Origin of the sequence: Rhizobium sp. SL86 (genome assembly GCF_026672545.1) — a bacterium.
Taxonomy (GTDB): domain Bacteria; phylum Pseudomonadota; class Alphaproteobacteria; order Rhizobiales; family Rhizobiaceae; genus Neorhizobium.
Window position 1 is genome coordinate 226,360 of the sequence record NZ_JAPPRJ010000008.1, and the last position, 14,060, is coordinate 240,419.

At 62.4% G+C, this 14,060-nt stretch carries 13 protein-coding genes; 7 read left to right on the top strand and 6 right to left on the bottom strand.

The genetic code is table 11. The features are described 5' to 3' along the window. From xdhB to OU993_RS22040, 5 genes are all read right to left on the bottom strand, one after another. Entirely contained in the window at positions 1-2,337 is a 2,337-nt protein-coding gene (gene xdhB, locus OU993_RS22020; protein ID WP_268161053.1) for a xanthine dehydrogenase molybdopterin binding subunit, read from the bottom strand. A 207-nt stretch (positions 2,338-2,544) separates the two neighbouring features. Further along, positions 2,545-4,017: a xanthine dehydrogenase small subunit gene (xdhA, locus tag OU993_RS22025; RefSeq protein ID WP_268161054.1), complete on the bottom strand. Its 1,473-nt coding sequence runs from the start codon at positions 4,015-4,017 to the stop codon at positions 2,545-2,547. Between the two features lie 20 nt (positions 4,018-4,037). Then, entirely contained in the window at positions 4,038-4,814 is a 777-nt protein-coding gene (locus OU993_RS22030; RefSeq protein ID WP_268161055.1) for a 3-hydroxybutyrate dehydrogenase, read from the bottom strand. A gap of 139 nt (positions 4,815-4,953) precedes the next feature. Next, a complete protein-coding gene (locus OU993_RS22035; protein WP_268161056.1) occupies positions 4,954-5,451 on the bottom strand; it encodes an invasion associated locus B family protein in 498 nt (165 codons plus the stop codon). Positions 5,452-5,638: 187 nt separating this feature from the next. Next, complete coding sequence (locus OU993_RS22040; protein WP_268161057.1) at positions 5,639-6,343, bottom strand: glutathione binding-like protein; 705 nt, start codon at positions 6,341-6,343, stop codon at positions 5,639-5,641. A gap of 380 nt (positions 6,344-6,723) precedes the next feature. On the opposite strand from OU993_RS22040, the gene OU993_RS22045 reads away from it, so the two are divergent. The 6 genes from OU993_RS22045 (at position 6,724) to bacA (ending at position 12,026) form a co-directional block, all read left to right on the top strand. Continuing rightward, positions 6,724-7,788 carry an LLM class flavin-dependent oxidoreductase gene (locus tag OU993_RS22045; protein ID WP_268161278.1) on the top strand — a complete coding sequence of 355 codons (1,065 nt, stop codon included), beginning with the start codon at positions 6,724-6,726 and terminating at the stop codon, positions 7,786-7,788. Positions 7,789-7,809: 21 nt separating this feature from the next. Then, on the top strand, positions 7,810-8,565 hold the full coding sequence (map, locus tag OU993_RS22050) for a type I methionyl aminopeptidase (RefSeq protein ID WP_268161058.1): 756 nt from the start codon (positions 7,810-7,812) through the stop codon (positions 8,563-8,565). Positions 8,566-8,692: 127 nt separating this feature from the next. Next, positions 8,693-8,950: a toxin-antitoxin system TumE family protein gene (locus OU993_RS22055; RefSeq protein WP_326493865.1), complete on the top strand. Its 258-nt coding sequence runs from the start codon at positions 8,693-8,695 to the stop codon at positions 8,948-8,950. After that, positions 8,910-9,290, top strand: coding sequence for an HVO_A0114 family putative DNA-binding protein (locus OU993_RS22060; RefSeq protein WP_326493863.1), 381 nt, complete (start codon positions 8,910-8,912; stop codon positions 9,288-9,290). The genes OU993_RS22055 and OU993_RS22060 overlap by 41 nt, the downstream gene beginning before the upstream one ends. A gap of 97 nt (positions 9,291-9,387) precedes the next feature. Next, positions 9,388-10,554 (top strand): YbfB/YjiJ family MFS transporter, encoded by a 1,167-nt coding sequence (locus OU993_RS22065; protein WP_268161060.1) that lies wholly within the window; start codon positions 9,388-9,390, stop codon positions 10,552-10,554. Between the two features lie 194 nt (positions 10,555-10,748). Then, entirely contained in the window at positions 10,749-12,026 is a 1,278-nt protein-coding gene (gene bacA, locus OU993_RS22070) for a bacteroid development protein BacA (RefSeq protein ID WP_268161061.1), read from the top strand. Between the two features lie 60 nt (positions 12,027-12,086). Here bacA and OU993_RS22075 read toward each other — a convergent pair whose 3' ends face one another. Beyond that, positions 12,087-13,067, bottom strand: a complete 981-nt coding sequence (locus OU993_RS22075) for a polysaccharide deacetylase family protein (RefSeq protein ID WP_268161062.1) — start codon at positions 13,065-13,067, stop codon at positions 12,087-12,089. A gap of 294 nt (positions 13,068-13,361) precedes the next feature. On the opposite strand from OU993_RS22075, the gene OU993_RS22080 reads away from it, so the two are divergent. Further along, entirely contained in the window at positions 13,362-14,033 is a 672-nt protein-coding gene (locus tag OU993_RS22080) for a tetratricopeptide repeat protein (protein WP_268161063.1), read from the top strand. Positions 14,034-14,060: the final 27 nt, after the last annotated feature.

A 14,060-nucleotide genomic window follows, 5' to 3' on the forward strand; every position in this document is an offset into this window, starting at 1 on the left:
TCACAGGGCCTTCAGGCGCTCCACCGCCATCAGCACGCGCTCCGGTGTGGCGGGGGCATCGAGACGCGGGCAGACGCTATAATCGGCGATCGAGGCGACCGCCATGGAAAGCGCCTCCAGCACCGAAATGCCCAGCATGAAGGGTGGCTCGCCGACGGCCTTGGAGCGGCCGATCGTCTGTTCGCGATTTTCCGACCATTCCGCCAGCTTGACGTTGAAGATCTTCGGTCGGTCGGAGGCGAGCGGGATCTTGTAGGTGGAAGGCGCATGCGTGCGCAGGCGCCCCTTGGCGTCCCACCACAATTCCTCGGTCGTCAGCCAGCCCATGCCCTGCACGAAGGCGCCTTCCACCTGGCCGATGTCGATCACCGGGTTCAGCGATTTGCCGACATCGTGGAGGATATCGGTGCGGTCGACCAGATATTCGCCCGTCAGCGTGTCGATCGAGACTTCCGAGCAGGCGGCGCCATAAGCGAAGTAGAAGAAGGGTCGGCCCTTGCCGGCCGCGCGGTCCCAATGGATCTTGGGCGTCTTGTAGAAACCGGCGGCGGAGAGCTGCACGCGGTCGAAATAGGCGGCCTTCACCAGCGCGTCGAAGCTCACCGTCTCGGTGCCGATGCGCACGCGGTTGGGCAGGAATTCGACGTCGCCAGCTTTCGCCTGCCATTTGCGGCAGGCGAAATCGATCAGCCGGTCCTTGATCTGGCGTGCGGCATCGTAAGCCGCCATGCCGTTCAGGTCCGAACCGGAGGAGGCGGCGGTGGCGGACGTGTTTGGCACCTTGCCGGTGGTCGTCGCGGTGATCTTCACCCGTTCGATATCGACGTTGAAGGTATCGGCCACCACCTGCGCCACCTTGGTGTAGAGCCCTTGGCCCATTTCGGTGCCGCCGTGGTTCAGGTGGATCGAGCCGTCCGAATAGACATGCACCAGCGCGCCGGCCTGGTTGAAGGCGGTCATGGTGAAGGAAATGCCGAACTTGACCGGCGTCAGCGCGATCCCCTTGCGGATGACTGGGCTGTTCTCGTTGAACTCCAGGATTGCCTGGCGGCGGGCGCGGTAGTCGCTGGAGGTTTCCAGCTCCTCCACCAGCCGCATCAGGATATTGTCCTCCACCTCCTGGTGGTAGGGCGTCAGCGTGCGGCCGGAGCCGGGCTCGCCATAGAAATTCAGCTTGCGGATATCGAGCGGGTCCTTGCCCACCGCATAGGCGATCTCCTCGATGAAACGCTCGCCGCCGACCATGCCCTGCGGGCCGCCGAAACCGCGAAACGCGGTGTTGGAGCAGGTATGGGTTTTCAGCGGCTTCGAGGTCAAATGCACATGCGGGTAGAAATAGCTCGAATCCGCGTGGAAGAGCGCGCGGTCGGTCACCGGGCCGGACAGGTCGGAGGAGAAACCGCAGCGCGCCGCAAACGTCGCGTCCACCGCGTGGATGCGGCCCTCGTCATCGAAGCCCAGTTCGTAATCGACGCGGAAATCATGCCGTTTGCCGGTCACCATCATGTCTTCGTCGCGGTCCGGGCGGAATTTGACGGCACGGTTGAGCTTCTTGGCGGCCACCGCCGCCAGGCAGGCAAAATGCGCGCCTTGGGTTTCCTTGCCGCCGAAACCACCGCCCATGCGGCGTGTGTTGACGGTCACCGCATGGCTGGCGCAATTCAAAACATGCGCCACCATGTGCTGCACCTCCGTCGGGTGCTGGGTGGAGGACCAGACGGTCACATCCTCGTCTTCGCCCGGAATGGCAAAGGCGATCTGGCTTTCCAGATAGAAATGCTCCTGGCCGCCGACATAAAAGCGTCCCGTCAGGCGGCGAGGCGCTTTTGCCATCTCCGTTTCCGGTTCGCCGCGCTTCAGCGTCATCGGCGTCACCACCAACGGCGCATTGTTCTCCAGCGCGCTGTCGATATCCGTCCAGTGCGGCAGGTCGCGATACTCGATCTTGGCCAGACGGGCGGCCCGGCGGGCCTGGTCGCGGGTTTCGCCGATCACGACGAAGATCGGCTGGCCGTGGAACTCGACCTTGGTGGTGGCGAGCAGCGGCTCGTCATGGCTGCCATTGGAGGAGACGTCGTTGATGCCCGGAATGTCATCCGCCGTCAGGACCATGACCACGCCGGGGGCGGCTTTGACCGCCGAGAGATCGATCGACAGGAACTCGGCATGGGCGCGGTCGGCAAGGCCGAGGGCTGCATGCAGCGTGCCGGCGGGTTCGGGAATGTCGTCGATGTATTCGGCGCTGCCGGTGACATGCTTGTGCGCCGAATCATGGCGGAGCGAGGCATGCATCGGGCCGTTTATGGTGTCCTTGGTGTCGAAGGTGGTGGTATCCATCAGCGGGCTCCTTCGATTGATGTTTGTCGGGAGGCGGCATTGATTATGCCCCTCACCCTAACCCTCTCCCCGCATGCGGGGAGAGGGGACGCGCCCGACGCAAGGCTGCGATGGGCGGAGGCGGTGCGGCAATTCTCTTCTCCCCGCTGGCGGGGAGAAGGTGCCGGCAGGCGGATGAGGGGCAAAGCCACGGCGAACTGCATCATCTCACGCCTCCTCGGGCTCGAAGCGCGCCAGTTCCTGTGGCTGGCCGGCGGTTTCCAGGAAAAAGCGGGTGAGCAGGTTTTTTGCCGCCAGCGAGCGGTATTCGGCCGTCGCCCGCCAGTCGGAGAGCGGCTGGTAATCCTCATCGAAGGCGTCGCGCACGGAGGCAACCGTGTTCCAGCTCCAGGGACGGCCGATAAGCGCCGCTTCCACGGCCTTGGCCCGTTTCGGCGTTGCCGCCATGCCGCCGAAGGCGATGCGACAGGTTTCGACGCAGCCTTCCGCATCGAGCGCCAGATAAAAGGCGCCGAGCAGGGCGGAAATGTCCTCGTCGCGACGTTTGGAAATCTTGTAGACGGCGAAGTAGGCGTCCTCCGGCGCATGCGGCACGGTGATCTTCTCGACAAACTCGCCGGGATTGCGGTCCTGCTTGCCGTAGGCGATGAAGTAGTCCTCGAGCCGCATCGTGCGGCTGCCGGTGGCGGAGCGCAGGGTCAGGTCGGCACCCAAGGCGATCAGCGCCGGCGGCGTGTCGCCGATCGGCGAGCCGTTGGCGATATTGCCACCGATCGTGCCCATGTTGCGCACCTGCTGGCCGCCGATGCGGTCGATCAGCCGGCCGAGCGCCGGGTGGCGGCCTTCCAGAATGCCGAGCGCCTGCGCATAAGTGACGCCGGCGCCGATCACGATGCCGCTCTCGTCTTCGGTGATCGTCTGGAGGTCGGTCAGGTGGTTGATGAAAACGACCGGGTTCAGCGGCCGCATCTGTTTCGTCACCCAGAGACCGACATCGGTGGCGCCCGCAACGATGGTGGCGGCGGGTTCTGCGGCCAGCACCTCGGCCAGCGCATCGAGCGTTCCGGGAATGATCGCCCGATCCTTGCCCTTGGTTACGGTAATGGTGTCGGAGGAGGCGCGGATGGTCCAGAGTTTCGCCATGATCTCGGCCCGGTCGCGCTCGATCGGGTCGAAGAGGGCGCTGGGGCGTTCGGTCGCCACCTGTTCGGCTGCCTTGATGATCGGCTCGTAGCCGGTGCAGCGACAGAGATTGCCCTGCAGCGCGATCTCGATTTCCGCCCGGCTCGGAGTGTCGTTCGTCATCCACAGGCCGTAGAGCGACATCACGAAACCCGGCGTGCAGAAACCGCATTGCGAGCCGTGACAGTCGACCATCGCCTGCTGCACTGGGTGCAGCTTGCCGTCCTTGGCGGCCAGGTGTTCCACCGTTACCACATGCGTGCCGTGCAGGGAGCCGACGAAGCGGATGCAGGCATTGACCGCCTCGTAGCGCAGCGCGCCGCCGATCAGCCGGCCGACGAGCACCGTGCAGGCGCCGCAATCACCCTCCGCGCAGCCTTCCTTGCTGCCGGTCAGCCGCCGCCTCAGCCTCAGATAATCCAGAAGCGTTTCGGTGGGCGAAAAATCCCCGACGGAAACCTCTTCGCCATTGAGGATGAAGCGGATGGCTGACGTCATGCGTGTTCCCTTGCCAAGGTTTATTGGGCGGTCCAGCCGCCGTCGATGGAGATGTGGGTGCCGGTAATCTGTCGTGCCGCGTCGCTGGCGAGGAAAAGCGCGGTTGAGGCCACTTCCTCGATGGAGACGAATTCCTTCGTCGCCTGCAGGCGGAGCATGACGTCCGTCTTGACCGCCTCTTCCGAGATACCACGTTCGCGCGCCGTGTCGGGGATCTGTTTCTCCACGAGGGGCGTCAGCACGTAGCCGGGGCAGATGGCGTTCACTGTAATGCCGAATTCGGCCAATTCCAGTGCGGCGGTTTTGGTCAGGCCCAAAACGCCGTGCTTAGCAGCGACATAAGCCGATTTGAACGGGGATGCAACAAGTCCGTGCGCGGAGGCGACGTTGATGATGCGGCCTTTGCCGGCCTTCTTCATCAGCGGAATGGTGTTGCGCATGGTGTGGAAGGCCGACGAGAGCAGGATCGCGATCAGCTGATCCCATTTTTCGATCGGGAAATCCTCGATCTTCGCCACATGCTGGATGCCGGCATTGTTGACGAGCACATCGACGGTGCCGAAGCGTTGTTCGGCAAGGCTGATCAGGTCGGCGATCTCGGCGGGTTTCGTCATGTCGGCGCCGTGATAGAGCACCGTACCTTCGCCCAGGCGGTCGAGCTCGGCGCGGGCGGCCTCGATCTCGTCGGCCTTGCCGAAGCCGTTGATTACCACATTGGCGCCATCGGCGGCAAAGGCGCGGGCAATGCCGAGCCCTATGCCGCTGGTGGAGCCGGTGACGACGACGGTTCTTGCCATATTCTTCCTCCCCTTCGTGTGGCTGCATGCTGCAGCGCGTCAGGGAAGGTTATGCGCAAAAGGGCAGGGCTGGCAATGGTTTGTCACAGCCCTGCCTCTGGCTTGGTCCGGGGGCTAGTCCCGTCCTGCCGCGAGCAGTTCAGCGGCAGTTGCGCACCGCCTGCAGTGCCGCCGTGACCCCCTTCAGGGAATAGGTATAGCTGGTATTGGTGCCACGTGCGGAGGTCGCCTTCAGCGTCATGTCCGAACCGCCGCGCATGGCCGCCACCAGTGCCGGTTCGCGGGCCGGGTCGCGCACCCAGGCGGTCTTGTCCTTCGGCACCAGCGTGAAGGTCTCATTGCCGATGGTCAGCGTGATGCGGCTGTCGGTCTTCAGGTCATAGGCCATGATGGCCTGCGGCATATAGGAGGAGGCGCCGGCCTGGGGTGCGACAAGGAAGAAATTGTCGCCGTGGTTGACGCTCGTCGGCAGAGCTGTGGTCGGCACCGAGAGAGCATAACAGCTCTTGTTGTTGCCGCTGCCATAGGAATAGACGCCCCATGCTCCGAACTGTTTGACGCGGGTGGGCTGTGCACTGGCGCTGAGTGCAGTCAACAGTACGGCGGAAACGGCTAGGGCGCATGCCTTGGCGGACATCGAACTCTCCTGATCATGGCAGATGGATACATCCCGCACGCGAAACGAGAGCGGGTGTGACAGCGCGTGATTGTTCGGGAGGAGAGTTACCGAATGGTTAACGGTGGGATCAACCCTTTCCGAGACAAGCTCACAAAGGGTTGATTGCCCGTGTGCGGCGGCGCAAAACCGCCGCTCGGGCGTCACTTCAGGGGCGGGCGGGAATGTCCACGCCGCGCTGTACGGCAGGCCGCGCCATCATCCGGTCGAACCAGGCCGACAGGTTTTTGCGCGTGTCGTATTCCACCATCTCGCCCGCTTCGTAGAAGCCGATCAACGAGCGGATCCAGCCGACAATGGCGAAATCGGCGATGGTGACGTCACTGCCCATGATGAAGTCGCGGCCATCCAGCCGCTGGTCGAGAACGCCGAGCAGACGCTTCGTTTCGGTGAGGTAACGGTCGCGCGGACGTTTGTCCTCGATGTCCTTGCCGGCAAACTTGTGGAAAAAGCCGAACTGGCCGAACATCGGGCCGATGCCGCCCATCTGGAACATCACCCACTGGATGGTTTCATAGCGGGCGCTCGCCTCAGTCGGCAGAAACTGACCGGTCTTTTCGGCGAGATAGATCAGGATCGCGCCGGATTCGAACAGCGCCAGCGGTGCGCCGTCCGGACCGTTCGGATCGAGGATGGCCGGGATCTTTCCGTTCGGATTCAGCGACAGGAATTCCTCGCCCCAGGTCTCGTTCTGGCCGATATTGATGAAATGCGGCTCGTAGGCGAGCCCGGTTTCCTCCAGCATGATCGAGACCTTCACGCCGTTCGGCGTTGGCGTCGAATAAAGCTGCAGGATATCCGGATTGGCGGCCGGCCAGCGGCGGGTGATGGGGAAGGCGGAAAGATCGGCCATGATGTCCTCACGTGGCAAAGGAAGGCCGGACTATAACGCGCAAAGGACATTGCGCCAGAGGTGGGGGAGGGGAGGTTTCGCCGAAACCGGATTTACCAGCGTCTCGGACGGGGCGGTCGAAAAACCGCGAATGGTTTGAAGAGGATGCTGCCGGTCTTTGACAAAACGATTCCGTTTCTTCCTGAATCTCTTGAGGTTTTCCCGTCGGATGACGATCCTTGTGAAGCGTCGCATGAGCGGAAACGGGCAAGACATTGGGGGGGGATTCATATTAGCAACGCACCCTCATCGAGTTTTTCGAAGGAGCTCTTCGAAACTTTCCGGTTTCAACACGGGACGCCGGTCCCTATCTAGCGAGCAAGAACAGAGGGATGACCGTTATGGAACTCGGCCTTTACACGTTTGCGGATGTCGATCCGAACATTGCCAGCGGCAGCCGCGGCCAGGATGCGGCCACGCGGCTGCAACATCTCATCGAGGAGATCGAGCTTGCCGATCAGGTGGGGCTCGACGTCTTTGGCCTCGGCGAACATCATCGTCCGGATTATGCCGTCTCCTCGCCGTCGACCGTGCTTGCGGCCGCGGCAGTGAAAACGAAGAATATCCGGCTGACCAGCGCCGTCTCGGTCCTCAGTTCGGATGATCCGATCCGTGTCTTCCAGCAGTTTTCGACCGTTGATCTTCTTTCCGGTGGCCGGGCGGAAATCATGGCGGGGCGTGGCTCCTTCATCGAATCCTATCCGCTGTTCGGTTACGACCTCAACGATTACGACCGGCTGTTTTCGGAAAAGCTCGATCTGCTTCTGACGCTTCGCGATAACGAGATCGTCGAATGGGCAGGTGAACTCAGGGCGCCGATCCAGCGGCGCGGCGTTTATCCGCGTCCGCTGCAGGACAAGCTTCCGGTGTGGATCGCGGTCGGCGGCACGCCGCAATCGGTGGCGCGTGCCGGTGCGCTCGGCCTGCCGCTGGCGGTGGCGATCATTGGCGGCGACTATGCCCGGTTTGCGCCCTTCTTCGAACTGTACCGCGAAGCGGCCCGCCGCTCCGGTCACGATCCGAAGACATTGAAGACGAGCATCAACGTGCATGGTTTCGTTGCCGATACGACCGAGCAGGCGGCAGACCAGTTTTATGGCCCGCAGGCCGCCGTGATGGATAGGCTCGGCCGTGAGCGCGGCTGGCCGCCGACGAACCGCGCCCAGTTCGACCGCGCCCGCTCGGCGCCCGGCAATCTCTTTGTCGGCGATCCGGAAACGGTGGCGGAAAAGATCGTCGCCGCCCACACGGTGTTCGGCAATGACCGGCTGCTGATCCAGATGGCGATCGGCCTGATGCCGCACGATCAGATCATGCGCGGCATCGAGCTTTTCGGCACGAAGGTGGCGCCGCTTGTCAGAAAAGCGTTGACGCCTGCCCAAGATGGGGCGAAACCCGCCGCCTAAAACGGTAGCCGGATTTCGCCCATGATCATTACCTCCGACGACGAACTTCAGAAGCTGAAGGCCATCGGGCGCATCTGCGCCCAGGCGGTCGAGGTGATGGCGAAGGCACTGGAGCCGGGCATCACCACGCTCGAACTCGACCGGATCGGCCGCAAGGTCTTGGAAGAGAATGGCGCGCAGTCCGCGCCGGAATTCTGCTACCAGTTTCCGGGGGCGACCTGCATCAGCGTCAACGAGGAAGTGGCGCACGGCATTCCGGGAAGCCGGGTGATTGCGGCGGGCGACCTCGTCAATATCGATGTTTCGGCCGTGAAAGACGGCTTCTTCGGTGACACCGGTTCCTCCTTTGCCGTGCCGCCGGTCAAGCGCGAGATCGAGAAACTGGTGCGCGACGGGCGGCGCGCGCTGTGGACCGGGCTGCAGCAGGTGAGGCCGGGCAAACCGATCGCCGGCATCGGCCAGGCCATCGGCGCCTTCGCCAAAAAGAACCGCTATACGCTGATCACCAATCTGGCGAGCCACGGTATCGGCCAGTCACTGCACGAGGAGCCGGCGGAAGTGCCGACCTGGCCGGATCCCGATGAAAGCCGCATGATGGAAGACGGCCTCGTTTTTACCGTCGAACCCTTCCTGTCGCTCGGCGGCGAATGGGCCGAAGACGGCGGCAATGGCGATCCGTGGACGCTCTACAGTGACCCGAAGGCGCCGACCGTGCAGTTCGAACACACCATCGTCGTGACCCGCAACGGCCCGTTGATCCTGACGCTGGCGGAGTAGGGGTTCAGGCTCCACTGTCACTGTTGGCCCAATTGACAACGGCCTGTCGTTGCTGCCTAATGGTGTGATGAAGGCCGTCAAGCTGATGCATGACAAGCGCGTCTTCGCGGATGGTTCGATCGTTGAGATGGTGCTCTGGCGTGTCCCGACACCCGTACCTGCCAGCCAGCACCGGTTCAAATACAGTCTCTACTTCGGCCGTCATGGAATACGCCTCGTCGGGTTCGACAATGAGCGGGGGAAGGGAGATCACTGTCACCTCGACGGGCAGGAATACCCGTACCATTTCACCAGTGCGGAACAGTTGATTGACGACTTTCTCCGGGAAGTGATGAGGAGACTGGATGATGACCAAAGCCTTGATCCGGATCAGGCGAAGCGATGAGGTCAGGGCTGATCTGCAGGCCATGGGCGAACGGTTCAGCCAAGCCTGGGCGAACGAAAGGGCGTGTCAACCTCTTGCCATTTTAACCTTTGAGAGCCCGGCGCAGCTTTTTTCCGTTCTGTCGCCCAAACGTTGGGAACTGGTGGAGCAATTGCAGCGATTGGGCCCCTCAAGCCTTCGCGGACTCGCCCGCTCGCTTGAGCGCGACGTCAAGCGTGTGCACGAGGACGTCGCCCTGCTGACCGATTGGGGGCTGGTCGAACGGAATGAGGCGGGCCTGCTTTTTGTGCCCTATGAGGAGATCGAGGCCGATTTCGTGCTGAAGGCAAGCGCCGCTTGACCGGTGGCGCCTGACGCAGCCCCTGCATCATCAACTCTGATGGGTTGCGTCAGAATTCCTGCATTGCACCGGCCCCGCTTTGCTGCGACGAAAGGGCATGTCCTTGTCTCTTGCCCTCGAACGTCCGCTGCTTGCCGGTTTCGCCGGTGCCGTTGCCATGGCCGCCGCCATGGGCTTCGGCCGCTTCTTTTTCACGCCCGTCCTGCCCGGCATGATGAGCGGCATTCCGCTGTCTGCTGCCGATGCAGGGCTGATCGCCGGCGGCAATTTTGCCGGTTATCTGGCCGGCGCGCTGCTCGCCAGCCAAGCCTGGGCGGCCGGGCGGGAGAGGTGGCTGGCACTTGCCGGGCTTTCTGCCACCGCTCTGCTTCTGGCGGCGATGGCGGTCACGACCGCGCTGCCGCTTTTCATCCTGATCCGCTTTCTCGCAGGGTTGGCCAGCGCCTTCGCCATGATTTTTACGTCTTCGATCGTGCTGCCATATGCGGTGGGGCGAAGCGCGGTCCAATCTGTACATTTCGGCGGGGTGGGGGCGGGCATCGCCTTTTCCTCCGTCGTTGCCTTCCTGATCCAGAGGGCAGCCGGCGATGCCGCGCATGGCTGGCGGCTGGACTGGATCGGCGGGGCCGTGATCGTGCTGATGGCCGCCCTTTTTGTGGCCCGCCATCTGCCGAAGCCGGTGCATGGTCGGCAGGCGGCGCCCGAGCCGCCGATGGCCTGGACCCGACCTCTGGTTCTGCTCACCCTTTCTTATGGTCTGTTCGGTTTCGGTTACGTGGTGACTGCCACCTTTCTGGTTGCCATCGTGCGTATGGCCGCAGCCGGGCCTGCGGTGGAGGCGGGCGCCTGGCTGGTAACCGGGCTTGCCGCCGCCTTCGCGCTGTTTCTCTGGCAACCGCTCGCGCGGCGTCTTGGCCTCGGGGTGTGTTATCTGCTCTGCCTGCTGCTCGAAGCGGGGGGCGTGTTTGCCTCGGTGCTGTTGCCGCCGGTGTCCGGCGCGCTGCTCGGTGGGCTGCTGCTGGGGCTGACCTTCATGACGGTCACCGCCTACGGTCTGCAGATCGCCCGCGCGCTTGCGCCGGATAGTCCGCGCCGGGCGCTGGCACTGATGACGGCGGCCTTCGGCACGGGCCAGATCGTCGGGCCACTCGTTGCCGGCTGGGCGACCGAGTGGAGCGGGTCCTTCACACTCGCCTCCGTGCTGGCGGCGAGCGTTCTCCTGATTTCTGCCGTTCTGATGATGCCGGTGGTTCGCCACGCCTGAGATCTGCTCGAGTTGAGGGTAACAGCGCATCAAAGATTTCTGCGATACCGCCACCTGAATGCGCTGCCGGGGCAATAAGCGTTACAATTGCGTAAGATGGCGGCTTCGCCATTGCTGGAGTTTTGGAACTGGCTTAGGTTCCGGGCAAACCAATCGCCTTTGGCGTCCCATCGCAACAAGGGATATCTGCCCCCGTGTTCCATTCCTTCTTCCCAAAACCCAAACTCTTCTTCACCTCGGCAGCCGTGTGGGCGCTGATCTTGATCCTCGGCTGGTATGCTGGCGGAGAAGCTCTGGGTGCCTCGATCGGTCTGCCGCCATTGCCTGATGGCCAGAGCCCGGTCATCGGCGTTTCGGTGTTCTGGTCTACCCCGTTCCTGTGGTTCTATCTGTATTATGCGGTCAGTGTTGCGATCTTTTCCGCCTTCTGGTTCTGGTTCAGCCCGCACCGCTGGCAGATGTGGTCAGTGCTCGGCTCGGCGCTGATCATCTTCACCACATATTTTTCTGTCCAGGTCAGCGTTGCGATCAATGCCTGGTACGGACCCTATTACGACCTCATCCAGCAGGCGCTGGCCCGCACTGCGCCCGTCACGGCGGAACAGCTTTATGTCGGCATGCTGGGCTTCGTCGGGATCGCCTTCGTTGCCGTCACCGTCGGCGTGTTGAACCTGTTCTTCATCAGCCACTATATCTTCCGCTGGCGCACCGCGATGAACGAGTTCTACATGGCGAACTGGAGCAAGCTGCGCCATATCGAAGGCGCCTCGCAGCGTGTGCAGGAAGACACGATGCGCTTCTCCTCGACGGTGGAGGGTCTCGGCGTCGGTTTCGTGCGCGCCATCATGACGTTGATCGCCTTTCTGCCGGTCCTTTTCACCTTCTCCGAGACGGTGAACGAGCTACCCTATTTCGGCCAGGTGCCGCATGCGCTGGTCTGGGCGGCCATCATCTGGTCGCTGTTCGGCACGGTGTTTCTGGCGCTGATCGGCATCAAGCTGCCGGGGCTCGAATTCCGCAACCAGCGTGTCGAAGCCGCCTACCGCAAGGAGCTTGTCTATGGCGAGGACGATGAAGGCCGTGCGCAACCGGTGACGGTCAACCAGCTCTTCGCCAATGTGCGCAAAAACTATTTCCGTCTCTACTTCCACTATATGTATTTCAACGTCGCGCGCATCTTTTACCTGCAGGCCGACAACATCTTCGGAACCGTGGTGCTGATCCCGTCCATCGTCGCCGGCAAAGTCACGCTCGGCCTGATGAGCCAGATCATGAACGTGTTCGAGCAGGTGCGCGGGTCTTTCCAGTATCTGATCAATTCCTGGACGACCTTCGTGGAACTGATGTCGATCTACAAACGCCTGAAGGCCTTCGAGGCGGCGATCGACGGCGAGCCGCTGCCGGTGATCGACCAGCACTATCTGGAACGCGAGGCAGAGGGCGGGGAAATCGCCGCGGACAAACCGACCTGACCAGACGCATTCTTTCTTCGAAGAGCCCGTATCATCGTTGATGATGCGGGCTCTGCCGTTTCAGAGGCCAGATCGATGTTCGGACGCTTCGCGACCGTTGAGCATGTCGATCGCTTCGGCATAGGTCACGCAGGCGACGTCTGGCATGTGGCAGACCTCCGTCACCAGCCGTTCCATGGCCCGCCAATAGGCGCCGCCATTCATTTCGACGAAATGGAAACCGAGCTGGAGCGGTATGCGGTCGCCTTTATATTCCCGGTCGAAGGCGGCACGGAAGGCGGCATAGCTGCGCTCCTCGAATTCCGTTGTCCGGCTCGGGTTTTCAACGCCGGCCGAGTGGCGGATGAAGAGATTGTAATCCATCGCGATGATCCGGCGGTTTTCCGGTCCTTCCGGGATCAGCGGCAGGCCGAAGTTCAAAATGCCCTTGCTGGCCTGCGGCAGAGACGGGCCCTTGGTGATGCCGCTCGCATCATAGGTAAAACCCTCGCGCCGTTCGGCCTCGTTCAGCGCATCTGAGGTCGATAGATACGGCGCGCGAAAACCCTGGATGGATTGCACGAAACCACGCCATTCGGCGGGTTCGCGGTCCACGGCGCCGAGATCACTCCAGGCGGAGGTGAGCACCGTGCGGAAGGCCTGCATTTCCTGACGCCAATCCGCGACACTCCAGTCCTTGCCGTCGAAATGGCCGCAGGTATGGCTGGCAATCTCGTGGCCTTCCTGGTGCGCCTGCCAGATATGGTCCAGCCGGGTGACCGCCTCGTCCTTCGTCTGGGCAAAACCGACATTCGACCGGCCCGCCTTCTGCCTCGGTCCCTGATAGGTTTTGGCCCGGTCGCGGTCGATCACCAGCGTGCAGGAGAGGAAATAGGTGAAATGCGCGCCGGTCCGTTGCGCGACATCCCGGCTTCTCTGCCAGAGTGCGTTGTTGCCGGCGCCATCAAAGGAGATCAACAGAAGCTGTTTCGGCCTGTCCGCAGCTTGGGAAAGGGTTGTGGAGGCAAAAACGGCAGCGACGAAGACGGAAAAGAAGCGCAAAACAATTCCTTGGCATGGGGGCAAAGCTGGTTCTTGTCTGTGGTGAATGCGGCAAAGGCGGGGCGAGGCTGCTGACGGGTGTTTTTTGCGCGATGGCGACGGTCACTTCTGGCTCTGTCCCTCATTCGTGGCAGCATCCGCCGATCGTGTCTGCGCCACGCGACTGCGCATGGGGCGTTACCTCCCTTGTGTCTCGCCTGACATGCGGCCTTACATTCCCCCTTACATCCTGGGCAAAATAGGTTAGAAGGCTGGCTTTCGAGATCAGGGGCCGCAGTGCGGCCGGAGTTTGGCATGGCACACGATAACGACAGCTTTATCCGCGAAGTGAACGACGAATTGCGCTCCGAGCAGCTGACCAGCTTCTGGCGCCGCTTTCGGCCGTTCATCATCGGCGGCGCTGCGTTGATCGTGCTCGGTACCGCCGGTTACCGCGGTTATGAATACTGGCACACGCACAATGCCTCGGTCTATGGCGATGCCTTCCTTTCGGCACTGAACCTTGCCAAGGAGGGCAAGACGGACGAGGCGCTGACCGCGCTGCAACAGCTGGAAAAAGATGGCGGCGGCGCTTATCCGGTGCTGGCGCGCCTGCGGGCGGCAACGCTCCTTTCGGAAAAGGGCGACAAGGCCGGTGCCGTTTCCGCCTTCAATGCGGTCGCGTCCGATAGCTCCGTGCCGCAGGTCCTGCGTGACCTCGCCAAGATGCGGGCCGCCTGGATCCTGATCGACACCGGCACCTATGACCAGGTCTCCGCCGAAGTCGAGGTCATGGCGACCCAGAACCAGGCTTTGCGCCATTCGGCACGCGAAGCCCTTGGCCTTTCGGCCTACAAGGCCGGCGACATGGCGAAAGCCAAGCAATGGTTCCAGGAAATCGCCAATGATGCGGAAACCCCGCGCAACGTTGCCAATCGGGCGCAGATCATGCTCGACACGATTGCCGCTACCGGCAAGGCACCGTAATATTTGAACAAGAAGGCCCAGAAAGGG

Bases quoted from the DNA above. Each gene is read 5' to 3' on its own strand.
- xdhB (WP_268161053.1), bottom strand. From the start codon at position 2,337: ATGGATACCACCACCTTCGACACCAAGGACACCATAAACGGCCCGATG.
- OU993_RS22060 (WP_326493863.1), top strand. From the start codon at position 8,910: ATGATGACCAAAGCCTTGATCCGGATCAGGCGAAGCGATGAGGTCAGG.
- xdhA (WP_268161054.1), bottom strand. From the start codon at position 4,017: ATGACGTCAGCCATCCGCTTCATCCTCAATGGCGAAGAGGTTTCCGTC.
- OU993_RS22030 (WP_268161055.1), bottom strand. From the start codon at position 4,814: ATGGCAAGAACCGTCGTCGTCACCGGCTCCACCAGCGGCATAGGGCTC.
- OU993_RS22080 (WP_268161063.1), top strand. From the start codon at position 13,362: ATGGCACACGATAACGACAGCTTTATCCGCGAAGTGAACGACGAATTG.
- OU993_RS22040 (WP_268161057.1), bottom strand. From the start codon at position 6,343: ATGGCCGATCTTTCCGCCTTCCCCATCACCCGCCGCTGGCCGGCCGCC.
- OU993_RS22045 (WP_268161278.1), top strand. From the start codon at position 6,724: ATGGAACTCGGCCTTTACACGTTTGCGGATGTCGATCCGAACATTGCC.
- OU993_RS22035 (WP_268161056.1), bottom strand. From the start codon at position 5,451: ATGTCCGCCAAGGCATGCGCCCTAGCCGTTTCCGCCGTACTGTTGACT.
- OU993_RS22065 (WP_268161060.1), top strand. From the start codon at position 9,388: ATGTCCTTGTCTCTTGCCCTCGAACGTCCGCTGCTTGCCGGTTTCGCC.
- OU993_RS22055 (WP_326493865.1), top strand. From the start codon at position 8,693: ATGGTGCTCTGGCGTGTCCCGACACCCGTACCTGCCAGCCAGCACCGG.
- map (WP_268161058.1), top strand. From the start codon at position 7,810: ATGATCATTACCTCCGACGACGAACTTCAGAAGCTGAAGGCCATCGGG.